At 75.8% G+C, this 25,991-nt stretch carries 10 protein-coding genes; 4 read left to right on the top strand and 6 right to left on the bottom strand.

Annotated features, from left to right (window positions below):
• Positions 1-229 precede the first annotated feature (229 nt).
• Positions 230-970 (top strand): peptidase E, encoded by a 741-nt coding sequence (locus DDJ31_RS01190; protein WP_127182175.1) that lies wholly within the window; start codon positions 230-232, stop codon positions 968-970.
• Between the two features lie 254 nt (positions 971-1,224).
• On the opposite strand, the gene DDJ31_RS38740 is transcribed toward DDJ31_RS01190, so the two are convergent.
• Positions 1,225-1,824, bottom strand: coding sequence for a helix-turn-helix transcriptional regulator (locus tag DDJ31_RS38740; RefSeq protein ID WP_164785065.1), 600 nt, complete (start codon positions 1,822-1,824; stop codon positions 1,225-1,227).
• A 125-nt stretch (positions 1,825-1,949) separates the two neighbouring features.
• Positions 1,950-2,561, bottom strand: coding sequence for a helix-turn-helix transcriptional regulator (locus DDJ31_RS01200; protein WP_127182173.1), 612 nt, complete (start codon positions 2,559-2,561; stop codon positions 1,950-1,952).
• A 604-nt stretch (positions 2,562-3,165) separates the two neighbouring features.
• On the opposite strand from DDJ31_RS01200, the gene DDJ31_RS01205 reads away from it, so the two are divergent.
• From DDJ31_RS01205 to DDJ31_RS01215, 3 genes are all read left to right on the top strand, one after another.
• Positions 3,166-6,246, top strand: a complete 3,081-nt coding sequence (locus tag DDJ31_RS01205) for a type 2 lanthipeptide synthetase LanM family protein (RefSeq protein ID WP_127182172.1) — start codon at positions 3,166-3,168, stop codon at positions 6,244-6,246.
• A gap of 72 nt (positions 6,247-6,318) precedes the next feature.
• Complete coding sequence (locus DDJ31_RS01210; RefSeq protein ID WP_240678326.1) at positions 6,319-6,558, top strand: hypothetical protein; 240 nt, start codon at positions 6,319-6,321, stop codon at positions 6,556-6,558.
• 174 nt (positions 6,559-6,732) lie between these two features.
• Positions 6,733-9,648 carry a helix-turn-helix transcriptional regulator gene (locus DDJ31_RS01215; RefSeq protein WP_127182171.1) on the top strand — a complete coding sequence of 972 codons (2,916 nt, stop codon included), beginning with the start codon at positions 6,733-6,735 and terminating at the stop codon, positions 9,646-9,648.
• Positions 9,649-9,655: 7 nt separating this feature from the next.
• On the opposite strand, the gene DDJ31_RS01220 is transcribed toward DDJ31_RS01215, so the two are convergent.
• From DDJ31_RS01220 to DDJ31_RS01235, 4 genes are all read right to left on the bottom strand, one after another.
• Positions 9,656-10,912: an MFS transporter gene (locus DDJ31_RS01220; protein WP_240678325.1), complete on the bottom strand. Its 1,257-nt coding sequence runs from the start codon at positions 10,910-10,912 to the stop codon at positions 9,656-9,658.
• Between the two features lie 36 nt (positions 10,913-10,948).
• The gene (locus DDJ31_RS01225) at positions 10,949-12,229 is read right to left on the bottom strand and encodes a cytochrome P450 (RefSeq protein ID WP_240678324.1); all 1,281 of its coding nucleotides are present in this window, start codon (positions 12,227-12,229) and stop codon (positions 10,949-10,951) included.
• On the bottom strand, positions 12,226-19,488 hold the full coding sequence (locus DDJ31_RS01230) for a non-ribosomal peptide synthetase (RefSeq protein ID WP_127182170.1): 7,263 nt from the start codon (positions 19,486-19,488) through the stop codon (positions 12,226-12,228). Before DDJ31_RS01230 ends, DDJ31_RS01225 begins: the two co-directional genes overlap by 4 nt.
• Positions 19,489-19,690: 202 nt before the next feature.
• Positions 19,691-25,990, bottom strand: a complete 6,300-nt coding sequence (locus DDJ31_RS01235; RefSeq protein WP_127182169.1) for a non-ribosomal peptide synthetase — start codon at positions 25,988-25,990, stop codon at positions 19,691-19,693.
• Between the last annotated feature and the right edge of the window lies 1 nt (position 25,991).

Here is a 25,991-nt window from a genome sequence, read left to right on the forward strand (position 1 = left end):
TACGGACAGCACGGCGGGGACCGGCCGCTCGACCGGTCCCCGCCGTGCTGTCGTGCCGTCGTGCCGTCGTGCTGTCCGTACTCGCCGTGCTGTCGTGCCGTCGTGCCGTCCGTACTCGCCGTGCTGTCGTGCTGTCGTGCTGTCGTGTGTGGACGGCCCCGCTGTGCGGGGCGGTTCTTCACCGCTTCCGCACGTCCGGGGCCGGTCGTCCCACGATACGATCATGTGCGTGACCGCACCGGAGCCGACCATCCTCGCCACGTCCGGAGGCCACCGTGCCGGCAGCCGCAGCCGGGTGCTGTTCGACGCCCTGGTCCACCACGCGGTCGACCTCTCGGGCGTGCACGGCAGGCGCCCGCGCGTCCTCTACGTCGGCACGGCGGTCGGGGACGCGGAGCACGTCGCGGCGCGGATGGTGGAGGCGGCCCGGGTGGCGGGCTTCGACCTGACGCCGTTGCAGCTGTTCCCGATGCCGAACGTCGAGGACGTCGAGGGCACGGTGCTGGGCCATGACGTGGTCTGGGTGATGGGCGGCTCGGTGGCCAACCTGCTGGCCGTGTGGCGGGTGCACGGGCTCGACACGGTCATGCGGCGCGCGTGGCGGGCGGGCGTGGTGCTCGCCGGGGTCAGCGCCGGTTCGATCTGCTGGTTCGAGGGCGGCACCACGGACTCCTTCGGCCCCGAACTGCGCCCGGTGACCGACGGGTTGGGCCTGCTGCCGTACGGCAACGGCGTGCACTACGACTCCGACCCGGGACGGCGTCCACTGATCCACCGGCTGGTCGCCGACGGCGTCTTCAGCGCCGCCCACTGCACCGACGACGGGGTGGGCCTGGTCTACCTGGGCACCGAACTGGCCGGCGCGGTCACGGAGTTGCCGGGCAAGGCCGCCTATGTGGTGCGGCGTGAGGGCGACCGGGTCGTGGAGGAGCGGATCGAGCCGCGCCCGCTGCCGACGCCCGCCTACTGACGCCCCCCGGCGGGGCCCCTCACCGGCAACGCGCCTGCACCGCACGCCTCTTGACGACGTTCGACGGGCGACGAACGACGATCGACGTGCGACGCCGCCGCGGGTGACGGTCGCCGGACACGCGAGCGCGCGGGGTGACGGGTGGACCGTAGGGCCTGGGTGGCCCGGTCCTTCGTTCCCGTCCCCCGCGTCGTCGCGTCGTCTGCGCCCCGCGCGGCTGTCCCGCGCGGTGGCCGCCCTGTGGTCCCCTCCGGTCAGACCAGGCCGTGGCGTACCGCGTGGGCGACCGCGTGCGACCGGTTGCGGACCTGGAGTCGCGCCATGATCTCGTAGATGACGTTCTTGACGGTGTGCTCGGAGCAGCCGAGCAGCCGGGCGATGTCCGCGTTGGCGTACCCGTCGGCCATGAGGCGCAGCACCGACGCCTGGCGGACCGTCAGGGCGGCCGTCCCCGGCCCGGTGGAGGCCGGCTCTCCCGGCCGGGCGCCCGCGACCAGCAGGTGGGAGAGTTCCGGGTAGGGGATGCTCGGATGCGGGTGGGCGGCGCGGCAGACGGCCGCGGCGAGGGTCTCCGCGGTGAGGTCGGCGGCCCGCAGCACGACCGCCCCGGCCCGCAGCGCCAGCAGCAGACCGGTCCTGGTGACGGTGTCGCACACCAGGAGCAGCGGACCCGTCTCCTGTCCCGCGCGCAGCGCCTGCTCGGCGTCGGCGGTGACGACCACGGTGACGGCCCCGGGCACCCCGGGCTCGAACACGCAGACGAGGCCGGCCTGTCGGGCCAGCGCCCGCACCCGGTCGGCGCCCCGCGCGACCGTCACCCGGACGACCCCGGGCCCGGCCGGTCCTGGCGGCACGGCGGACACGGGAGGCGTGACAGGGGCGGGAGACGCGACAGGGACAGGAGAGGCGGCGGGCGGCGCGGGCGGGGTCGGCGCGGGCAGCGGGGCCGGTGCGGGGCGCGGCGGCGCCAGGGTCGGGGTCACAGGAGACCCGCCCGGAGCGCGTAGGCGACCGCGTGGGCGCGGTTGCGCAGCCGGAACCGCTGGGTGATGTCGTGGACGACGGTGGTCACGGTGCGCGGCGAGTAGGAGAGCCGCTGGGCGATCTCCGCCGTCTCGTGGCCGTCGGCGACCAGCCGCAGCACCGAGCGTTCCCGGTCCGACAGCATGCCGTCGGACCAGCCGCCGCCGTCGTGGCGGGCCTCGGCCGGGCGGTCGAGGACCTCTTCGAGCAGTCCTGGCGGCAGGGTGCAGTCGTCGCGGGCCGCGGCCAGGACCGCGTGGCCCAGCCGGGGCGCGTCGGCCTCGCGGCGCAGCAGCAGGCCGCGGGCGCCGGCGGCGAGGGTGTGCAGGACGTCGCCCGGGGCGAGGGCGCCGGCCACCAGGACGACGGCCGGGCACGTCCGGTGGGTGCGCACGGTGCGCACCATGTCGAGTTCGGCGGGGCCGAGCCGGTCCACGGTGAGGACGGCGACCCGCGCGTCGCCCGGCTCGCACACGGCGAGGTCGGGGCAGGCGAGCAGGGTCGTGCGGGTGCCTGCTTCCAGCACCGGGTCGAGGGCGACCACACCGACGGATACGGGTGCTCCCATCTGCTGCTCCTAGAGAGGTCGTTCGCCCGGTCAAGAGCGCTGCGGGCGGTCTGGAGTGGGGACTGCGCACCACCTTGCCCCCGGGCCGGGTGACCGGCATCGGTAGCCGGTCCCCACCTTTTGCGCCGCCGGGTGGGCCGCACCCCGTACCCGGCCGACTCGGCCGCGCCGTACAGGGGGTCAGAGGTGTGTTCCGGGGCTCGTCGGCCGGGGGCGGCGGCCGGGCGTGGGGTCGGGCACCCAGGAAATCCGGGCGGCGGGGAGCGGAGGTACGGGGTGGGGTGGGGGCGCGCGGCCGGAGGGTGGGGGCGCACGGCCGGGTGGCGGGGAGCGGTGGGTGGGGAGGGGGGACGCGGGGGCGGGATATGGGGGATGTGCGGGGTGCGGCGCCGGTCCCGGGCCTCTTCGGTGGCATCGGCGGGGGTCGCCCGAGGGGGGCGGCCCCCATCCCGGGGGCGTCCGTAGTCGCGGCCCTGGCCTGCGGTTATCCCCGCCCGGGGCGGGGGTGCGCGGGCGGTCGGGCGGGGGTGGGGCGGGGGCCGCGCAGAATATGGGGGACGGTTACCCATGTGGGGGCACCGGGGGGTCTGCGAACTTCTTTCTCGTGACAGAGACCGCCAGCCTCCCGACTCCCCGGAGCGCCGAACTGCCCCCCGCCTGGTGGGCACCGGCGCTGTCCCTCGCGGAACGGCTCGCCGCCCCCGGACTCCCGGCGGCGCCGGCCGGACCGGCCGCCACCGGGCCCGCCCCCTGGGCCGCCGGTGACCCGGAGGGCTTCGCCCTGCGCCTCGCCCACCTCGGGGTGGACGAGGCCACCGCGACGGCGCTCGTGACGGAGCCCGCCGAGCGGCTCGCGGGACGGGCCGCGCGGCCCGAGTGGGCCGGGTACGTCGAGACGGTCCTGGACGCGGCGCCCGCCACCCCGGCGCGGCCGGCCGGGCAGGCCGAGGGACCCGAGGTCTTCGCCCCGGTGGTCCGCCCCTTCGTCGACACCGCGACCGCCCGGCTGACCGGCCTGCTGTCCACCGTCCCGCCCGCCGAACAGGCCGTGTGGCAGGACGCGTTCGAGCGGCGGCTGACCCACCAGCTGGTCCGGCAGGCCGCCAGGACGCTGGTCCACGAACTCGCCGCGGCCCGCCGTGCCGGACGCCTCACCGGGGCCGGCCCGCGCGACCGGTTCGCCTCCTTCGTCGGCGCCACCGCCACCCGGCGGGGTCTGGGTGCGCTGCTGGCCGGCTACCCGGTGCTGGCGCGGATGCTCGGGCAGACCGCCCTCGACGCGACCGACGCCGCCGCCGAACTCGTCGCCCGGTTCCGGGCCGACCGCTCCCGGCTCGCCGCCGGGCTGCTGGACGGCCGCGACCCCGGGGCGCTCACCGCGGTCGACCTCGGCCGCGGGGATGCCCACCAGGGCAACAGGTCCGTCGCGATCCTGCGCTTCGACGGCGGCGACCGGCTCGTCTACAAGCCCAGGCCGCTCGACCAGCACGCCCTGCTCGACGACCTGGTCGGCTGGCTCAACGCCAAGGTCCCCGGGCTCGCCCTGCGCACCCCGCGCAGCCTGCGCCACGACAGCTACGGCTGGCTGGAGTTCGTCGAGCACCGCTGGTGCCGGTCGGTGACCGAGACGGACGCCTTCTACCGGCGCCAGGGCGCGCTGCTCGCCCTGCTGTACGCGGTGGACGGCGCCGACATGCACTACGAGAACGTCATCGCCTGCGGCGACCAGCCGGTCCTGGTGGACGCCGAGACGCTGCTGCACACCGGGCTCCCGCAGGCCATGACGGCGGGCGCCGACCCGGCCGCCGACGCCCTGCACGCCTCCGTGCACCGCACCTGCCTGCTGCCCCACCTGCTGATCGGCGAGCACGGGGCGCTCGACATCTCCGCGCTCGGCCGGTCCACCGACGGCACCTTCCCGAGCGAGGGCCTGCACTGGCGGGACAGCGGCCTCGACACCATGCGGGCGGTCAGGGCGCCGCTGCTCAGCCCCGCCGCGCAGAACCACCCGCTGCCCGCAGGTCGCCCCCTCGACGGCGCCGACCACCGGGCCGCGCTGATCGAGGGCTTCCGCGCCGGGTACGCGGCGCTCGCCGCCGAGGGGCACGAACTGCTCGGCGACGACGGGCCGTTGGCCTCCCGCGCCGGGCGTCCCGCGCGGCTCATCGCCCGCTCGACGCGGCTGTACGCGACGCTCCTCGAGGAGTCGGCCCACCCGGCGCTGCTCGGTGACGCGCTCGCCAGGGACGGGGTGTTCGCGGTGCTGTGGACGGAGTCCGCGCACGACGGCGCCCGCAGCCGGCTGATCGAGCACGAGACGGCCGCCCTCTGGCGCGGTGACGTGCCCCTCTTCTCCCACGCTCCGTCGGGTACAGGGGTCCTGACGGACGACGGCACCTGGGTCCCCGAGGTGCTGCCGGTGGCGAGTCTGGCGTCGGTGCGCGCGAAGGTCGCCAGGATGGACGAGGTGGACTGCCACGATCAGGAGTGGATCATCTCGGCCACGCTGGCGGCCCGCGGCGCCGCATCGACGCCGGACCGGCCCCGGTCGGAGCTGGCGGTCGGGCAGGTGCCCGCGGTGGTGCCCGACGCGTCGCGGCTGCTGGCCGCCGCGTGCGGGATCGCCGACGAGATCGCCGCCCGCGCGGTCCGCGGCGGCGGCCGCACCAACTGGCTCGGTCTCGAACGGGTCTCGGGCCCGCACTGGGCGGTGCTGCCGATGGGCGCGGGACTCGCCCAGGGCTACTGCGGGGTGGCGCTGTTCCTGGCCCACACGGACGCCCTGGCGGGCGCGGGCCGGTACGCCGCTGCGGCCCGCGAGGCGGTCGGACCGCTGCCCGCGCTGCTGCGGGCGATGGCCGATGACCCCGAGCTGAGCGCGGCGGCGGGCCCCGGCGGCTACGACGGGCTCGGCGGCATCGTGTACGCGGTGCTGCGGCTGTCCGCGCTGCTCGACGACGGTCTGCGGGCCTGTCTGCCGGACGCGTTCAGCGCGCTCGGCCACGCCGCCGCGGCCTGCCGGAACCCGGGTCTCGCCGGGGGCGTCGCCGGGGCGCTGGCCGCCGCCGTCGCCGCCCACGAGGCGACCGGCGATCCGCGGGCCCTGCTCCTGGCGGACGAGGTCGCCGACCGGCTGGCTGCGCTGGTCGCGGACACCGATGCCATCGCCCCCGGGTTCGCGGAGGGTTCCTGGGGGATCGGCTGGGCGCTGCTGCGCTACGCGGACCGCAGGCCCGGCCGCGCCGACCGGCACGCGGCCGCCGCCCGCGTCCTGCTCAGGGACGCGGCCACCGCACCCGGCGGCTCCTGGGCCGACGGGCTCCCCGGCGCGGCGGCCGCCGTCGCCCAGCTGCCCGCGCCGCCCGACCTGACCAGGGCCGCCGCCGCGCTGGCCGGCGCCGAGATCGGCCCCGACCTGAGCCTGGGCCAGGGCAGTCTCGGCACCCTCGAAGCGCTGACCGTGCTCGCCGGCCTGGGCGTGCCGACCGCCGCCGCGGCCCTCGACCGGCTGACCGGCCGGGCGCTCGCCCTCGTCGAGGCGCAGGACCACCGGTGCGCCACCCCCGACCATGTCCCCTCCCCCGGGCTGCTGACCGGACTCTCCGGCATCGGCTACGGGCTGCTCCGCCTCGCCTCTCCCACGACCGTCCCGTCCGTCCTGCTCCTGGGACACCCCAGCGTCTGACCGCTTTGTTCAGCTCCGTTCAGTTCCGCTCCGTTCTGCTGTTGCGCACCACGGCACTTCCGCCTCCACCCCGTGCGACTCACCCGCACGGGACTCCAGAAGGGGATCACCGTCATGGACCAGAACCTCACCGCCACCGCCGCCGTCGACGCCGAGACCGCCGTCGAGGAGCAGGACGCGGCGGGCGGCATCGCGCTCACCGGCCGCAACCGGGCCTGCGCCCGTGCCCGGGTGCTCGCCGGAATGGTCCTCACCAGCGGCATCGTCATCACCCTGAGCACCCTGGACACCTCGGTCTCGGCGCCGAACTGACCCGTCGCGGGTCACCACTCGGGTGAGGGCGCGGACCCGCAGGTCGGGTCCGCGCCGCCGCGCGTTCCGGCCGCCGTGCCCGGTGGCGCCGGGCGCCGCCTCCGCCGTACCCGGGCAGGTCGGGAACCGGGCGACCTGACGTAAATGCACGTAAGCGGATTATCATCTGCGTTCATGCGTTCCCATGCGCCTTCCCTGGTCGGGCGGGACCCCCAACTCACCGTCCTCGAACGCGCCATGACCGACGCCCGCCAGGGCAACGGCGGTGTCGTCTTCCTGGTGGGCGAGGCAGGCGTCGGCAAGTCGCGGCTCGCGGCGGAGGCCGTCGGCGGCGCGCTCGGCTCCGGGATGCGGGTCCTGCGCGGCCGCAGCAGCACCACGGGACCCGCCGTGCCGTTCCGCCCCCTCACCGAGGCGCTGATGTCGCTGTTCCGGGGCGGCGAGCCGATGGACGACCTGGCGCTCGGCCCCTACCGTCCGGTGCTCGGGCGACTGATACCCGACTGGGACACCGGGGAGCGCGAGAGCAGCTCCATGGTCATCCTGGGCGAGGCGGTGCTGCGGCTGCTGATCGCCGCCGGGCGCGGCCAGGGCCAACTGCTGCTCCTGGAGGACCTGCACGACGCCGACCCCGAGACGCTCGGCGTCCTGGAGTACCTGGTCGACAACCTGGAGTACACGCCGGTCCTGCTGCTGGCCACGGTGCGCACCGACTTCAGCGACGCCCTCGACCTCGCGCAGTCCGCCCGCCGCCGGGGCGTCGCGGGACTGCTCGACCTCCAGCCGCTGTCCAGACCGCAGGTGCACGAGATGATCCGCGCCCAACTGGGCGCCGAGGGACCCGACGACGTCCCCGCCGAGGTCATGGAACGGCTGTGGGAGGACAGCGCGGGCAGCCCCTACCTGGTGGAGGAGCTGCTCCAGTCCATGATCGGGGCCGGCACCCTGGTGCAGGGCCCGGACGGCTGGCGGGCCGTCGGCGATCTGCGCCGTGACGTTTCCTCAGCGCTGGCGCGCGGCATCCTGCGCCGCATCGACCGGCTCGGCGCCCAGGGCCTGACCCTGCTGTCGGCCGCCGCCGTGCTGGGCCGCCGCTTCCCGCTCACCGTCCTGCAGCGCATGACCGGCGTCGACGACCGGGCGCTGCTCAGCCATCTGCACGCGGGAGTGGCCGCCCGGCTGGTGCTCCCCGACGAGCCGGCGCCCGACTGGTACTCCTTCCGGCACTCCCTCACCGTGGAGGCCCTGTTCACCCAGATGACACCCGGTCAGCGGGCCGATCTGGCGCGGCGGGGCGCCGAGGCGGTCGAGGAGCTCCACCCCGACCTCGGCGGCGACTGGTGCGCGCTCGCCGCCGGACTGCGCGAGGCCGCGGGGGACCGGGTCGAGGCCGGGCTGCTGTTCGCGGACGCGGGCGGCCGGGCGCTGGTCGCGGGCGCGCTCGGCTCGGCCGTGACCCTGCTCAGCCGCGCCGAGAGCCTCCTCGGCGACGCCGACGACCCGCAGGCGCGGGCCGGTGTGCTGGAGAACCTGCTGCCCGCGCTCGCCGAGGCCGGCGACTTCGCGCGCGCCTTCGACCTCGCCGACGACCTGCACGCGCTGGGCGGCGCGGGACTGAGCCCGGTCCGGCTGGCCACGCTGCACACCCGGCTCGCCAAGGTCGCCCACACGGCGGGGCGCTGGACCGACGGCAACCGGCAGATCGTCCGGGCCCGCGAGGTGCTGGCGACCTCGCCCGACGAGGCGACCGCCGCCGCCGTCGATGTCACGGCCGCCTATCTCGCCCTCGACACCCCCGGCGCCGACCGCACCCAGCACGCCGAGAAGCTGGCCAGGTCCGCCGCCGACACCGCCGAACGGCACGCGCTGCCGGTCGTCGCCTGCCAGGCAAGGGAGCTGCTCGCCACCGTGGCGCGGGAGCGGGACCCGGAGGAGTCGCAGGCGATGCTGGAACAGGCGCTCGCCACCGCGGAACGCCACCGGCTGCCGCTCCAGCGGATGTACGCGGCCACCCGCATGGGCGGCAACGCGTGGCTCGCCGAGGGCGACACCTCGGGGCTGCTCGCGGCCCGCGAGGAGGCGCTGCGGCTCGGCTCGGTCAACATCGTGCACACCGTGGACGGCATCCTGGTGCTGGACGCGGTGCTGCGCGGGGACCACGAGGGCGCGGCGGCGGCCGCCGCCGACTGCCTGGCCGTGGTGCGCAGGCTGCGGCTCGCGCCCGCCGTGCGGTACGTGCTGATGGCGCAGGCCGTGCTGGCGGCGCACCGCGCGGACCGGGCCGGGATGGAGGCCACGCTCGCCGCGTTCACCGAGTGGGACGGCGCCGGTTCGCAGGAGGAGCCGCTCGGCCTCGGACTCGCCCGCGCCTTCTGCGGACTCCTGGAGGAGGACCGGGACCTGGCCCGCGCCGAGCTGCGGACGCTGGTGGCGCTCGAAGCGGGCAACCCGTCCACGTACCACCTCAGCGGCACCCACGGCCTGGTGCTGCTGCTCGACGTGCTCGCCGGGGACGCCGACCGGGCCAGGCACGAGGAGGTCACCGCGACGGCCGTCGCCAGGATGCGCTGGAACCGGCAGTTCGTGCTGCTCAGCGACGCGGTGCTGCTGGGCCGCGAGGGGGCGGGGGCGCGGGCGGCCGCCGCGGTGGAGTCGGCGCTGACGGTGGCGGAGCCGTATCCGCTGGCCCAGCACCTGGGGCTGCGGCTGATCGCGGACGCGGCGCACCAGGACGGCTGGGGCGATCCGGTGGGCTGGCTGCGGCGGGCCGAACACTACTTCCACGAGCGGGACATCGCGGCCGTCTCGGGGGCCTGCCGGGCGGGGCTGCGCCGGCTCGGCGCCCCGGTGCACCAGCACCGCTCAGGTACCACCGGCATCCCGGAGGAGCTGCGCGCGCAGGGGGTGACGGTGCGGGAGTTCGAGGTGTTCCTGCTGCTCGCGGAGCGGCTCGGGAACAAGGACATCGCGGACCGGCTGTTCATCTCGCCGCGCACGGCGGAGAAGCACATCGCGAGCCTGATCACCAAGACGGGGGCGGCCAACCGCGCGGACCTGTGCGCGCGGTCGGCCGCCCTGCGGGCCGCCTGAGCGGACGTCACCGCATCGCGCGCACCGCCCGCGACCCGAGCACCGCGAGCCCGGTCAGGGCGAGCACCACGGCGACCGGGCCGAACAGGGCGGACATGCCGCTCCCCGCCAGGGCGCCGCAGGCGATCAGGGAGAGCGGGGCCGCCGCGTAGCCGAGGACCATGTCGACGGAGATGACCCGGCTGAGCACGTCCTTCGGGATGTTGCGCTGGATCCAGCTGAGCCCGAACACGCCCTGGAAGCCGATGGCGAAGCCCATGGCGAGGACGGTGGCCACCACCGCCGGGGTGCTGTGCACCAGGCCGAGGACGGCCATCCCGGCGCCGAGCCAGCCGGCCAGCGCCGCGACCAGCAGGCCGACCCGTGGCCTGCCGCCGACGGCGCCGCCCACCAGGGTGCCGAGCAGGGCGCCGCCCGCGAGGGCGCCGTTGAGGATGCCGAGGGTGGCGGAGCCGCCGCGCAGCACGTCGTCGGCGAGGGCGGCGAACCCGACCGTGAACGGCCCGGCGTAGCAGAAGTTGACGGCGGTGTCGAGGGCGACGATGGTCCGCAGCCGGGGGTCGCGCAGGGTGTAGGTGACGCCCTCGCGGATGCGGGAGCCGAGGGTGGTGCGTTCCGCGGGTCCCGCCTCGGGCGCGGCGGCGGGGGCGGGCGCGGGGCGGGTGCGGATGCGGGAGACGCACCAGCCGCAGAGGGCGAAGCAGACGGCGTCGACGAGGAAGGCGACCGGAGCCCTGGTCATGGCGATGACCGCGCCGCCGACGGCCGGGCCGATCACGGCGGCGGTCCTGGCGCCCGCGCCGAGCAGCGCGTTGGCGGGGGTGAGGAGGTCGTCGTCGACGACGGAGGGCAGGATGGAGACGCGGGCGGGCTGGAAGAAGGCGTCGACCGCGCCGAACGCGGCGGCGGCGGCGCACAGCATCCACACCGTCAGGTGTCCGCTCAGGCCGGCCAACCCGACGGCCGCCATCAGCGCCGATCTGGTCCAGCTCGAGGCGACCATGAGGGTGCGGGTCGACCAGGAGTCGCCGAGGCTGCCGCCGACCAGGGTGAGCAGCGCGCGGGGTACCGCCTGGAAGGCGAGGACGTAGCCGAGGGTGAGGGTGGACCCGGTCAGGCCGAGGGTGATCCAGGAGAACGCGACGACGCTGAAGCCGTCGCCGAGCAGGGACAGCGACTGTCCCGTCCACAGGAGCCGGAACGACCGGTGCCGGGCGGGTGCCCACAGGCGCGGACCGGCTCCGGCGAGGGTGGTGGCCATCATGTGCCTTTCTTGGTGCTGAGGTTCGCGGGGTTCCGGTCAGTAGCGGACGGGCAGGGCGGTGAGGCTGCGGTTGAGGAGCGAGGGCTGCCAGGCGAGCGTGGCCGGGTCGTCGAGCGTCAGGCCGGGGTGGTCGACGACCAGGGTGCGGACGGCGGCCACCGCCACCAGGCGGGCCAGGGCGGCGCCGATGCAGAAGTGGGCGCCGAAGCCGAAGCCGAGGTGGGTGGCGCCCGAGCGGTGGACGTCGAACCGGCCGGGGTCGGGGAAGCGGGCGGGGTCGCGGTTGGCGGCGGCGGTGACGAGGAAGATCCGGTCACCCGCGCGCAGGGTGCGGCCGTCGAGGTCGAGGTCCTGGGCGGCGGTGCGGATCGACATCTTGGACGGGCCGTCCAGGCGCAGGGTCTCCTCCACGGCGCCCTGGGCGAGGTCGGGTTCGGCTCGGACGGCGGCGAGCTGATCGGGCCTGGTGTGCAGGGCGAGGACGGTGTTGGCGATGAGGTTGCTGGTGGTCTCGCCGCCGGCGAAGGCCATCTGGGTGAGCATCCCGACGAACTCGGTCCCGCTGACCGACTCCCCCACCCGGCCCTCGCCGAGCACCTGGCTGATCAGGTCGTCGCCGGGTTCGGCGCGGCGCCTTTCGACCAGGTCGCCGAGGTACTCCTCCAGGCTGACGAGGGCCTGGAGGGAGGCCCGGTACTCGCTCTCCTCCTGGGCGGTGCCGAGGACGAGGTCGGCGACCCGGGCGTTCCAGTACCAGAAGGACGGCGCGTCGGTGCGCGGGATGCCGAGCCAGCGGGCGAACACCAGGGCGGGCAGCGGCTTGGCGACGTCGGCCATCAGGTCGCCCGCCCGGCCGGGCACCGCCTTGCGGGCGAGGACGGCCCGGGTCGCCTTCTCGGTGAAGGCGCGGTAGCGGGCCACCGCGCGGGCGGCGAACGCCTCCTGGAAGACCTGGCGGAGCCTGCGGTGCTGCGGCGGGTCGTTGAAGACCATCCAGCGGGACAGGATGCCGAAGGCCCGCTCGGCGTCCTCGCGGGCGCCCTGCGGGACGGCGTCCATGAGGGGCCTGACCCGGTCGGCGGAGACGGCCCGCTCGCGCAGGCAGCGCATCACCTGGTCGTAGCCGGTGACGAGCCAGGCGTGGTGCAGGGGGCTCCAGTGGACGGGGGCGCGGTCGCGCAGCGCGTCGAGGTGGTCGTAGGGGTCGGCGACCATGTCGGCGGAGAGCAGGTGCCGTTCGGTGAGGCCGGGGACGGCGGGGGCGGGGGCCTGCGGGAGGGCGCTGGACCCGGTGCGGGCGGGGGCTTCGGTGGTCATCGGGGGTCTCCCGCCTCGATCGTGGTGAGCAGGTCGGCGATGCCGGTGACCCTCGGCTCGGCCATCATCGACATGTGGTCGCCGTCGCTGATGTGCAGGGTGAGTCCGCCGCCCGCGACCTCGCGCCACCGGCTGACGTAGGTGTCGTAGTCGACGTCGAGGCCCGGCATGGTGCGGCCCCTGGGCAGGTTCGCGGCCTCGCTGCCGACGACCAGGTGCACGGGCCCCGGGTAGGGGCGGACCTCGTAGCCGGCCAGGGCGGCGAGCAGCGAGTGCCAGACCTCGATCGGGGCGTCCTCGACGAGCGCGGCCTCGGCCGGGCTCATGCCGGCGCCCAGCAGGGTCGCGGTCAGCTCGGCGGTGGTCAGGTCGCGCTGCGCCGAGGCCGGCGTCGCGCGCAGCCGGTCGCGCAGCCGCAGCGCCTCCCTGAGGTCCTTGGTGACGCCGTTCAGGCGCTCCCGGGCGGCGGTGTTGGGGAGGTAGGGCTCGACCAGGACCAGGGGCGCCACTTGGTGGCCCGCCCGGTGCAGCTGGGTGGCCATCTCCAGGGCGATGTTGGCGCCCATGGACCAGCCGAACAGGGCGTGCGGGCCCTCGGTGTCGCGTTCGGTGATCTCGGCCGCGTAGTTCGCTGCGATGCCGGTGACGGTGCTGGGGTCGACCCCGCCGAGCAGGCCGCGCGCCTGGAAGGCGTGCACGGGCCGGCCGGGCGGCAGGGCGCGGGCGAGCGGCACGAACCAGGCGGCGCTGCCGCCGGTGGGGTGCACGCACCACAGCGGGCGTCCCGTGCCCTCGCGCAGCCGTACCTCGGAGGTCACGGTGGCGGGCAGGCCCTCGCCCGCGGCGCGGGTGGCGTGGTCGGCGAGCCGGGCGAGGGTGGGGTGTTCGATCAGGTCGCCGACGGTGACCGGCAGCCCGCGCGCCGCTGCCATCAGGGAGACCCGGACGGTGGACAGTGAGCTGCCGCCGATGCGGAAGAAGTCGTCGTGGACGCCGATCCGGGAGAGTCCGAGGACCTCGCGCCAGATCTCGGCGAGGATCTTCTCGGCCGGGGTGGCGGGGGCGGTGTAGCGGGTGTCGGAGCGGTCCGCCTCGGTGGGCGGCAGCGGCAGCGCCCGCTTGTCGATCTTGCCGCTGCGGTTGACGGGCAGCGCGTCGAGCACGACGAACCGGGCGGGCAGCATGTAGGCGGGCATCGAGGTGCGCAGCCGGGCGCGCAGCTCCTCGGGGGCGGGCGGGGCGGTGCCGTCGGCGACGAGGTAGGCGATCAGGGCGGGTTCGCCGCCGGGCAGGTCGGTGCGGTGCAGGACGACGGCCTGGCGGATCTCGGGCAGCCGGCGCAGGGCGTGCTCGATCTCGCCGAGTTCGATGCGGAAGCCGCGGAGTTTGACCTGGGCGTCGCGGCGGCCGAGCCACTCCACGGACCCGTCGGGGCGGTGGGCGCCGAGGTCGCCGGTGCGGCACAGCCGGTCGCCCGGGGCGCCGAACGGGTCGGGCACGTAGGTGGCGGCGGTCAGCGCGGGCCGGCCGAGGTAGCCGCGGCCGACGGCCTGCCCGCCGAGGTGGATCTCGCCCGGCACGCCGACCGGGACCGGCTGGAGGTCGTCGTCGAGGACGTGGACGCGGGTGTTGCGGATGGGGGTGCCGATGGGCGGGTGGCCCTGGCCGGGGGTGAGTTCGGCGGCGACGGACCAGACGGAGGTCTCGGTGAGGCCGTACACGTTGTGGAAGCGCCGGCCGCGCGACCAGACGTCGGCGAGTTCGGCCGGGCAGGACTCGCCGGCGACCTGGAGGACGCGCAGGTCGGGGAAGTCGTCGTCGCCGAGGACCGCGAGGGCGCTGGGCGGCAGCATGGCGCCGGTGACGCGGGCCGCGCGCAGGGTGCGGGCCAGGTCGGGTCCTGGGCGCAGGTCGTCCTTGGACGCGGTGACCAGCCGGCCGCCGTTGGTGAGGGACCAGGTCAGTTCGAGGATGGAGGCGTCGAAGCCGAACGAGGCGAACTGCAGGACCCGGTCGTCGGCGGTGGGGCGGATCAGGTCGCGCTGTCCTTCGAGCATGTTGGACAGACCGCGGTGCGGGATGGCGACGCCCTTGGGGGTGCCGGTGGAGCCCGAGGTGTAGATGATGTAGGCGAGGGTGTCGGCGTCGGGCTCCCGGCCAGGTACCGGGGCCTCGGGGGGTGCGGGGGCGTCCAGGTGGACGACGGGGCCCTCGAAGGGGACCGTGCCGTCCAGCGCCCGCTGGGTCAGCAGCACCCGCATCCCGCTGTCGGCGGCCATGAACGCGAGGCGCTCGGTGGGGTGTTGGGGGTCGAGGGGCAGGAACGCCCCGCCGGAGCGCAGCACTCCGACGGCGGCCCGCACCAGGTCGGGTCCGCGGTCCGCGCAGATCCCGACGACGGTCTCCGGGCCGACCCCCAGCCGGCGCAGCCGCCTGGCCAGTTGCTCGGCCTGCTCCTGGAGTTCGGCGTAGCTGAGGCGCTGTGCGCCGTGCTCGACGGCGACGGCGTCGGGGGTGGCGGCGGCGTGCCGGGCGAGGTGCTCGTGGAACAGCAGCGGGGACGACGGGGCCTTCGGGCCGGTGGCCCAGTCGAGGACGGTGGCGCGGGCGGCGCCGGTGAGGGCGGGCCGGGAGACCCGGGCGTGCGGGGCGGCGACCATGGCGGCCAGCACGTCGCGGTAGACGTCGGCGAGCTGCTCGGCGGTGGCGGGGGCGACGAACTCCGGGTCCGCGTCCAGGGTGAAGGCGTTGACGCTGGCGTTGACCAGGAGCGGGAACATCGTGCGGGCGATCTCCAGGGAGTCGTCCCAGGACTCGTGCGAGAGGCGGTGGAAGTTGACGTAGTTGAAGACGGTGTCGGTCAACCGGGGCTCGGTGGGGCGCAGTTCGGCGATGCGGACCAGGGGGACCCTGCGGTGCGGCAGCATCTCCTGCTCGGCGGCGAAGGCGTCCCGCAGATAGGAGAGCCAGCTGCCGCGCGGGCGGGCCACGCCGAACGGCACGGTGTTCAGGAACAGTCCGCGCATCCGGTCGGCGCCCGGCAGTTCGGGGCGTCCGTTGGTGACGAGTCCGATGCTGTGCCCCAGGACGCTGTCGTCGCGGTCGGCGAACAGGCTCATGGTGTGGTGGAACGCGGTGAGCAGCACGGTGCGCCGGGGTACGCCCGCCTCCTTCGCCAACGCGCCGATCCCCGCGGCGAGTTCGGCGTAGGAGCGGCGGGCCTCGTGCACCGGCGGCCGGCCTTCGGCCGCGCCCGCGGGGCGCTTGCGCAGGGTCACCGGGCGCAGGTCGGCGAGGCGCCCGCGCCAGTAGCGCAGCGCGTCCTCGCTCGCCAGCGCGGCCCGCTCCAGGGCGACGTACTCGGCGAAGGCGGGGGCGTCGGGCGGTCGCGGGGCGGTGCGGTGGGCGACGGCCTCCCGGTGCAGGGCGAGCAGGTCGGCGACGAGCGAGGTGAGGCTCCAGCCGTCGAGGACGACGTGGCAGTCGGTGAGGACCAGGCGCAGTTCGTGGTCGGAGACGTGGTGGAGGTGGATGCGGACCAGGGGCGCGGCGGCCAGGTCGAAGCGGCGGTCGAACTCGTCGTCCACGAAGGCGCGCAGGCGGGCCCGCTGCTGCTCGCGGGGGAGGGCGCGCAGGTCGGTGTAGCCGACCGGGAGGCGGGCGCTGCGGTGGACGAGCTGGAGGGGTTCGCGGTAGGAGACGAGGTCGACGGAGGTGCGCAGGATGGGGTGCCCGGCGACCGTCGCGTCCACGGCGGCCTGGAAGGCGCGCAGGTCGAAGCCCTCGGGGACGCTGATCTTGAGGTCGGTGACGTTGTGGTAGGCGCCGCGCCTCGGGTCGGCGAGCATCTCGTGCAGCATGCCGGCCTGGAGCATGGTGAGCGGGTAGGCGTCGGCGAGTCCGTCGGGCAGCCGGTCGAGGTCGGCCGGGTCGAGCTGGGAGAAGGGGGCGACGGGGTCGGGGGCGTCGCCCGCGTCCGAGACGAGGTCGGCGAGGGCGGCGAGGGTGCGGGTGCGGAAGACGTCGGCGACGCTGAAGCCGAGTCCGGCGAGGCGGCCGAGGCCGACCAGGCGCAGGGCGAGGATGGAGTCGCCGCCGAGTTCGAAGAAGTTGTCGGTGCGGCCGACGTGCTCGACGCCGAGGACCTGGCTCCACACCCCGGCGAGGGCCTGTTCGACCCGGCCCTCGGGCGGGAGGTGGGTGCCCCCTCCGGTGCCGGTCGGGCGCAGGGCGGTGAGGGCGGCCCGGTCGACCTTGCCGTTGGCGGTCAGCGGCAGCCGGTCGTGGCGGACGAACAGGGCGGGGACCATGTAGTCGGGCAGGGTCAGCCGCAGCCCCTCGCGCAGGGCGGGCGGGTCGAGGGGGCGGCCCTCGGGGGTGACGACGTGGGCGACGAGGCGGGCGGTTCCGTCGTCGCGGCGGGCCACCACGGCGGCGTCGGCGACGCCGGGCAGGGCGCGCAGCGCGGTCTCGATCTCGCCGGGTTCGATGCGGTAGCCGCGGATCTTCACCTGGTGGTCGGCGCGGCCGACGTAGCCGAGCTGGCCGTCGGGCAGCACCCGGACCAGGTCGCCGGTGCGGTACATCCGGCCGCCTGGGGCGGCGAAGGGGTCGTCGAGGAAGCGTTCGGCGGTCAGTTCGGGCCGGTTGCGGTAGCCGCGGGCCACGCCGCCGCCCGCGACGTACAGTTCGCCGACGCTGCCGGGCGGCACGAGCCGGCCCCAGGGGTCGAGGACGTAGCCGTGCTGTCCGTCGAGCGGGCGGCCGACGGGTGAGCGCTCCGCGCCGTCGACGTCGTCCGCGGTGACGGTGCGCAGCGTGACGTGGACGGTGGTCTCGGTGATGCCGTACATGTTGACGAGGGCGGGGCGGGGTCCCGGGGCGGCGAACCAGTCGCGGTAGTCGCGGACGTCGAAGGCGTCGCCGCCGAAGACCACGGTGCGCAGGGCGAGTTCGGAGATCTCGGCGCCGGTGTCCGCGAGGTGGGCGCGCAGTCCCTTGAAGGCGGCCGGGGTCTGGTTGAGGACGGTGACGCGCTCCTCGCGCAGCACGCGGTGGACGGCGGCCGGGTCGCGCACCTCGTCCGCGGTGAGGACGACGACCCGGCCGCCGCTGCCGAGGCAGGCCCACAGCTCCCAGACGGAGAAGTCGAAGGCGGGCGAGTGCATCAGGGTCCAGACGTCGGCGGGCCCGAAGTCGAAGTGCCGGTCGGCGGCGCCGAGCAGCCAGGCCAGGTTGCCGTGGGTGATCTCGACGCCCTTGGGGCGGCCGGTGGAGCCCGAGGTGTAGATGACGTAGGCGAGGTCGTCGAGGTCGGGCAGGACGTCGTCGGAGGTGACGGCAGGGGCGGGCGCGTCGGTGGTGTCGGGGGTGTCGAGGGTCAGCAGTTCGACGGGCAGTCCCTCGACGGCGGCGCGGGTGGCGGTGTCGGTGACGATCCAGTCGATGCCGGAGTCGGTGACGGTGAACTCGCGCCGGGCGCGGGGGTGGGAGGGGTCGAGCGGGAGGTAGGCGGCGCCGGCCCGCCAGACGGCGAGCAGGGCCACCGCGAGGTCGGGGGTGCGGTCGAGGCAGACGCCGACGAGGGCGCCGCGGCCGATGCCGGCCGCGCGCAGCCGCCGGGCCAGGGCGGACGCCTCGGTGTCGAGGCGGGCGTAGTCGAGGTCGCGGCCGGAGCCGCGGACCGCGACCGCGTGCGGGGTGGCCGCGATGTGGCGGGCGAGGCGGTCGGGTGCGGTGCGCGGGGCGGGCGGGACGGCGTCGGGGCCGCCGCGGGCGGGTCCCTGCGGGCCGAGCAGGTGGGCGCGTTCGGCCGGGGTGAGCGGGTCGACGGCGCTCAGCGGGGTGTCCGGCCCGGCGCAGAACGCCTCGAGGAGGGCCACGGTGTGCCGGGCCAGGGCGGCGACGGAGGTCTCCTCGAACAGGTCGGGGCGGTGGACGAAGACCAGGTCGGTGCGTCCGTGTCCGTCGCGCAGGTCGAGGGTGAGGTCGAACTTGGCGGTGGTGAGGTCGATCCGGTAGGGGGTGCCGTCGGTCGTGCCGAGGCGGAATCCGGCGGCGGAGGCGTCGGTGTGCGTGTACAGGACCTGGACGAGGGGGTTGCGGGCGAGGTCGCGCTCCGGGCTCAGCGCGTCGACGATCCGCTCGAAGGGGACCGACTGGTGCGAGAAGGCGTCGAGGACCGTGTCCCTGGTGCGGGCGAGGAGGGCGGCCGGGGTCGGGTCGTCGGAGAAGTCACCGCGCAGCACGAGGGTGTTGACGAAGAAGCCGACGAGCTGCTCGGTCGCGGCCTGTTCGCGGTTGGCGACGACGGTGCCGACGGCGATGTCCCGCTGCCCGGTGTGGAACGCCAACGCGGCCTGGAAAGCGGCCAGTACCGTCATGTAGGGCGTGGTCCCGGCGCGGCCCCCGAGGTCGGCGAGGGCGTCGGTGAGGGCGGGCGGCAGGGTGACGGTGTGGGTGGCGCCCGCGCCGGACGGGGTGTCGGGGCGCGGGTGGTCGGTGGGCAGCTCCAGCGGGGTCAGTCCGGCCAACCGGGCGCGCCAGTGGTCTAGTTCGGCGGCCCGGTCGTCGGCGCGCTGCCAGATCGCGTAGTCGGTGTAGTCGAGGGGCAGTTCGGGCAGGCGCGCGGTCCGGCCCTCGGTTCTGGCCCGGTACAGCTCGGTCAGGTCGCGGACCAGGAGGCCGAGGGACCAGCCGTCGGAGACGATGTGGTGCATGCCGAGGACCAGGACGTGGTCGTCGTCGGCGGCGCGGACGAGGGTGGCGCGGAAGGCGGGTTCGCGGGCGAGGTCGAAGGGGCGGACGGCGGCGGCGTGCACGGCGGCGGCCAGCAGCCGTTCCCGGTCCTCGCCGGGCGGGGCGCTCGCGTCGGTGACGTCGAGGGCCGCGCCGTCGGCGGGCAGCACGCGCTGGTGCGGGACGCCCTCGTGCTCGGGGAAGACCACCCGCAACTGCTCGTGCCGGGCGACCAGGTCGGCGACGGCGGCGCGCAGGGCGGGCAGGTCGAGCGGGCCGGTGAACCGCCAGGCGGCGGGGAGCAGATAGGTGGGTGCCCCGGGGTCGAGCCGGTCGAGGAAGTACAGCCGCTGCTGGGCCGCGGAGAGCGGGATGCGCTCCGGGCGGGGCCGTACCCGGGCCGGGCCGCTGTCCCGAGCGCCTGACCGGCCGCTGAGTCGCTGCTCCAGCAGGCGCCGGGCGGCCGGGGAGAGGCCGCCGCCCGTGGTGAGGGGGCCGGGACGCACGTCGGATGTGGTCATCGGGGCACTCCGATCTCAGGTCGGGAGGAGGAGAAGTCGGTGGGGCACGGGTGCGCCTCGCGACGGGCGTGCGGGACGCTCGTGGGCGCGCGCGGGCGGAAGGCCGGCCGTGCGGGTGGGGCGCCGGCCGCCGAGCCCGCCCCACGGTGGGAGGGGGGCCGGTTCGGCGGGCCGGGTGGTGCGGGGTCGGAGGCTGTGCGGGTCAGAGGTCGGCAGTCAGGGAGAGGTCGATCTCGTCGTCGCTCATCTCCGAGATGAGTTCGAGGAGTCGGCGCTCCACCTCGGCGGCGAGGCGTTCGACGGTGGAATGCTCGAACAGGTCCCGCACCTGGAGCGGGCAGTCGAACGCGGTCCGCAGCCGGGAGGCGACCGCCACCGCGCGCAGCGAGTGGCCGCCGAGGGCGAAGAAGTCGTCGTGGACGCCGGCCCGCGGCAGGTCGAGCACCTCGCACCAGATCTGCGCGACGACCGTCTCGGCCGGGGTGCGCGGTGCCACGAACTCCCTCGGCGCCTGGGCCTGCGGCGCGGGCAGCGCGGCGACGTCGAGCTTGCCCTGCACGGTCAGCGGCAGGGTGTCGAGGAGGACGAAGGCGGACGGCACCAGGTAGTGCGGCAGCCGGTCCCGGCAGTGGGTCTCCAGCGCCTCGGCGGACAGGCCGCCGCCGGCCGCGTAGCCGACGAGGGCGGGTTCGCCGCGCAGGGTCCTGACGACGACGGCGGCGCCCCGCACTCCGGGGTGGGCGCGCAGCACGGCCTCGGCCTCTCCCGGTTCGACGCGGAAGCCGCGGATCTTGACCTGGTCGTCGTTGCGGCCGAGGAACTCCAGTTCCCCGGAGGGCAGTCGGCGCACCACGTCGCCGGTGCGGTAGAGGCGGGCGCCCGGTCCGCCGAACGGGTCGGGCACGAAGCGTTCGGCGGTCAGCGCGGGCCTGCCCAGATAGCCCCGGGCCAACTCCGGCCCGCCGAGCAGGAGTTCGCCGGGTACTCCGTCGGGGGCCGGCTCGCCGAGCGGGTCGACGACATGGGCGCGGCGGCCGCCCAGCGCGCGTCCGATGGGCACCCGGCCGTGCGGTGCGGCGGCCAGGGTGTGCGCGGTGGCGGAGATGACCGTCTCGGTGGGCCCGTAGGTGTTGACCACGGGGACCGTGGGCAGGTGCGCGAACCAGCGCTCCAGGGGGTCGGCGGGCAGGGCCTCTCCCCCGGTCACCAGCAGCCGCAGGGAGGTGAGCCGGGGGGCGAGGGTGTCGAGGCGGGCGACGAGTTCCGCCCAGTAGGACGGGGTGAGTTCCATGACCGTGACCCGCTCGTCCGCGACCCGGTCGGCGAGTTCCTCGGGGGCCCAGATGTCGTCGGGACGCACCAGGACGGTGGCGCCGGTGCTGAGGGCGGGCAGGATCTGTTCCAGGGAGGCGTCGAAGGAGGTCGAGGCGAAGGTGAGGACCCGGTCGCGTTCGGTGAGTGCGAACTCCTTTCGGGCGGCGGCCACATGGGCGTCCAGGGCGTGGTGGGTGACGCCGACGGCCTTGGGTCTGCCGGTGGAGCCGGAGGTGAAGATGACGTAGGCGAGGTCGTCGGGGTGGGCCGGGTGCCGGGGTCCTTCGGTCCCGTCCGTCTCGTCCACGGCGTCGACGTCGATCGCGACGGCTCCGAGGGAGGTGACGGCGGCTCGGGTGCGGGGGTCGCACACGACGTGCCGTACCTCGGCCTCGTCGAGCATGTACCGCAGCCGTTCCTCGGGGAGGCGGGCGTCGAGCGGGACGTACACGCCGCCCGCGCGCCAGACGGCGAGCATCGCGGCGACGGACCACACGCCGCGGGCGACACCGACACCCACGGCGTCGCCTGGGGCGACTCCGGCGCGGGCCAGGGCAGCGGCCAGGGCGCCGGTGAGGCGGTCGAGGCGGGCGTAGTCGAGCGTGGTGCCCTCGCAGACCACGGCCGGGGCGTCGGGCCGTCCGGCGGGCCGGAAGCGGGGTGCGGGCGCCGCGTCACGTCCCGCGGCCGCGATCAGCCGGCCGCGTTCGGCGGCCGTGAGCAGCGGGGCCTCGTCGAGGCGGGTGCCGGGGGCGGTGAGCAGGGTCTCCAGGAGGCGGCCGACGTGCCGGGCGAAGCGGGTGGCGGTGGCGGGTTCGAACAGGTCGGCGGCGTACTCGACGTTCAGCGCGAACCCGTCGGGCCGTACGACGAAGGTGACGGTCAGGTCGAACTTGGCCGATCCCCAGAACAGTTCGAAGGCGGTGGCGTCGAGTCCCGGGAGTCCGGCGCCGCCGGTGGAGGCGTCCTGGACGTCCACCATCACCTGGAACAACGGGTTGCGGGACAGGTCGCGTTCGGGGCGCAGCCGCTCCACCACCCGTTCGAAGGGCACTTCCTGGTGGTCGAAGGCGCCGAGGACGGTGTCGCGTACCCGGTCCACGAGCGCGCCGAGGGTCGGGCGTCCCGACAGGTCGGTGCGCAGGGCGACGGTGTTGACGAAGAAGCCGACCAGTGGCTCAAGTTCGAGGCGGGCGCGGCCGGCGACGGGGGTGCCCACGGTCACGTCGGTCTGGCCCGACCAGCGGGCCAGGGCGGCCTGGGCGGCGGCGAGCAGCACCATGAAGCGGGTGGCGCCGCGGCTGCGGGCGTGGGCGTCGACGCGGTCGACGAGGGCGGTCGGCAGGGGTATCTCGACGGCGCCGCCGCGGCCGGTGAACACGGCGGGCCTGGGCGCGTCGGTGGGCAGCTCCAGGACCGGGGCCGCCTTCAAGGTCTCCTCCCAGTAGGCGAGTTGGGGTTCCAGGGCGCCGCCGTCGGCGCGGTCGCGCTGCCAGACGGCGAAGTCGCCGTACTGGACGGCCAGCGGGGGCAGCGCGGCGTCGGTGCCGGTGAGCCGGGCGCGGTAGTGGCGGGCGAGTTCGTCGAGCAGGACGCCCTTGGACCAGCCGTCGGTGACGGCGTGGTGCAGGGCGAGCAGGACGACGTGGTCGTCGTCGGCGAGTTCCCAGACGCCGGAGCGCAGCAGGGGCGGCCGGTCGAGGTCGAAGCGGCGGACGGCGTGCTCCCCGGCCAGGTCGCGCACGGCGCTCAGACGGCTCTCCTCGTCGGGTGCCTGGGGCGCGGGCTCCCAGCGCAGCGGCACCGGCATCGGGTCGCAGATCCGCTGGGCGGGGCGGCCCTCGGACTCGACGAGCGCGGTGCGCAGCACCTCGTGGCGGGCGACGAGGTCGTCGAGGGCCTGCTGCCAGGCGGCGCGGTCGAGGCCGCCGCGCACCCGCCAGCAGTAGTGGAGGAGGTAGGAGTCGCCGCGGTCGGAGGCGCGGTCGAGGAACCAGAGGCGTTCCTGGGCGAAGGACAGCGGCAGCGGGCCGCCGCGGTCGACGGGTACCACCTCGGTGCTGCCGGTGACGCGGGCGGCGCTCACCCGGGGCGCGAAGCCGCGGACGGTGGGGTTCTCGAAGACGGAGCGCAGTTCGATCTCGCGGCCGAGCCGCTGGGCGATCCGGGAGACCGCCATGGTGGCGAGCAGGGAGTGGCCGCCGAGGTCGAAGAAGCTGTCGTCGATGCCGATCCGGTCGAGGCCGAGGACGTCGGCCCAGACCTCGGCGACGACCCGTTCGGTCGCGTCGCGGGGCTCGGTGTGGGCGGGGTCGCCCGCGGAGCGGGCGTGCGCGGGGTCGGGCAGGGCGGAGCGGTCGAGTTTGCCGGAGACGCCGACCGGCAGGGCGTCGAGGACGACGAACTCGGAGGGCACCGCGTGCTGCGGCAGATAGCGGGCGCACCAGGCGCGCAGGTCGGCCCGGTCGGGCGGGGCGGGCGCGTCGGGTGAAGGGACGGCGTAGCCGATGAGGCTGCGTCCGGTGGCGCGGTCGGGGCGCGCGGCGGCGGCGGAGACCAGCGGGCAGGCCCGCAACACGCTCTCCACCTCGCCGAGTTCGATGCGGAAGCCGCGGATCTTGACCTGGTCGTCGCGGCGGCCGAGGAACTCCAGGTCTCCCCCGGCGCTCCAGCGGACGAGGTCGCCGGTGCGGTAACGGCGGCTGCCCGGTGGGCCGTCGGGGTCGGGCACGAAGCGTTCGGCGGTGAGGGCGGGCCGGTTGAGGTAGCCGCGCGCCACCTCCGTCCCGCCGATGAGGAGTTCACCCGCGACGCCGACCGGGACCGGTCCGTCGTCGGCGTCGACGACCCGTACCCGCCGGTCGCCGAGCGGGCGGCCGATGGGGACGCCGGCGGCGGGCGGGTCGTCGGCGTCGTAGGTGGTGGCGGTGACGGTGGTCTCGGTGGGGCCGTAGGCGTTGCAGACCCGGACCCAGGGCACGGCCGCGCGCCAGGCGGCGAGGGTGTCGGGCGGTACGGCCTCGCCGCCGAGGACCAGCAGCCGCAGGGAGGCGAGGGCGGCCGCCTGCCGGCGGTCGAGGGAGAGGGTCAGTTCGGACCAGTAGGTGGGCGGCACGTTGACGACGGTCAGGGCGTGCCGGCGGACGATCTCGGGGACCTGGGTGGGCAGCCAGGGCTCGTCGGGGCGCATGACGACGGTGGCGCCCGCGCCGAGGGCGGGCAGCACCTGGTCGAGGGAGGCGTCGAAGGAGAAGGAGGCGAAGGCCAGGACCCGGTCGGCGGCGGTGATGCCGAGCCGCTCCCTGGCGGCGGCGACGTGCGAGGCGAGGGCGGCGTGTTCGACGCCGACCGCCTTGGGGCGGCCGGTCGATCCCGAGGTGAAGATGACGTGGGCCAGCTCCCGCGGGTGCGGTGCGTGCCGGGGGCCCTCGGGGTCCGGGGTGATCGTGCCGACGTCGAGGGTGAGGGGGGCGAGTCCGGTGGCGTCGGCGGCCGTCGCCCGGTCGGTGAGGACGCAGCCGAGCCGGGCCTCCTCCGCCATGAACCGCAGGCGTTCGGCGGGGAGTTCGGGGTCGAGGGGGACGTAGGCGCCGCCGGCCCGCCAGATGCCGTCCATGGCCGCGACCGACCACAGGCCGCGGCGCAGCAGCACGCCCACGGGGGTGCCCGGGGCGAGGCCGGCGGCGCGCAGCGCGGCGGCGAGTCCGCCGGTCATGGCGTCGAGTTCGGCGTAGCTGACGCTGTCGGGTCCGCAGCGCAGGGCGGTCGCGCCGGGCTCTCCGGAGAAGGTCACCTGCGGGGCGGGTCCGTGCGGGCGGTCGGGGGCGTGGTGCCAGGCGGGCAGCGGGTCGGCCCGGTGCGCCGGGCGGGCGGGCAGGGCGCGGGCGAGTTCCCGCACCGGGGTGTCGGGGTCGGCGAGGACGGCGCGCAGCAGGCCGACGTAGGCGGCGGCGAAGGCGCGCATGGTGGCGGGGTCGAAGAGGGCGGTGGCGTACTGGAGGATGGCGGCGATGCTGCCGTCGGTGCGCAGGGTCAGGTCGAGGAAGACGTCCAACGGGGTCTCGGCGAGCGGCGGTTCGACCAGCGACACGTCGAGGCCGTCCATCACGACCGGTCGGATCGGCGCGTTCAGGAGGGTGAAGGACGCCTGTGCGAGGGGGTGCCTCGACAGGTCGCGGGAGCCGCCGAGGGCGCCGACCACGAGGTCGAAGGGTGCCTCGGCGTGCGCGAGGTCCACCGGTACCCGGTCGCGGACCCGGTCGAGGAGCGCCGTGAAGCCAGGGTCCTGGGAGAGGTCGGTGCGGAGCACGACCGTGTTGACGAGCGGTCCGATCAGGGCGGTGGCGCCGCGCGGGGCGCGTTCGGCGAGGGTGCTGCACACGGCGACGTCGGTGCGGTCCGCCCAGTGGCCGAGGAGCGCCTGGTAGGCGGTGAGCAGCAGCAGGTAGCGGGTGACGCGGCGGGAGCGGGCCAGGGTGTCGACGGCGGCGACGAGGTCGGCGGGCAGGTCGAAGCGGACGACGTCGCCCGCGCCGTCCCAGACGCGCGGCCGGGGCCGGTCGGTGGGCAGGTCGAGGGGGGTGAGTCCGGTGAGCCGGTCGCGCCAGTGGCCGAGGAGGCGTTCCAGGCGGGCGCCCGACAGGCGCCGGTTCTGGGCGTGGGCGAGGTCGGCGTAGCGGACGGCGGGCGCTTCGACGCTCTCGCCGCGGTATCCGGCGGCGAGTTCGCTCAGCAGGACGCCCCAGGACCAGCCGTCGACGGCGATGTGGTGCACCTCGATCAGCAGCAGGTGCTCGTCGGGGGCGACGCGGGCGAGGACGGCGCGCATCGGGTGCTGGGTCGACAGGTCGACGGGCCGGCCGAGGCGGCGGGCGAAGAGGTCGTCGGGGCCGGTGGCCTCGGTGCGCTCGAGCACGGTGGCGGCGGGCGCGTCGACGACCGGGACCGGTTCGCCGTCGACGGCGGTGAAGCGGGTCCGCAGCACGTCGTGGCGGGCGGCGATCGAGGCGAGCGAGCGCTCCAGGCGGTCGGCGTCCAGGGGTCCGCGCAGCCGCAGGACCAGCGGCAGCATCGATCCGGCGGAGGAACCGGCCAGTTGGTCCAGGAACCACAGCCGGCGCTGCGCGAAGGATGCCGTGCGGGTGTCGACGTCGGTCGGTGCCCCCTCCGGGGCCGGGCCTGCTGTCACT

It is taken from the genome of Streptomyces griseoviridis, assembly GCF_005222485.1.
Lineage (GTDB): Bacteria > Actinomycetota > Actinomycetes > Streptomycetales > Streptomycetaceae > Streptomyces > Streptomyces hintoniae.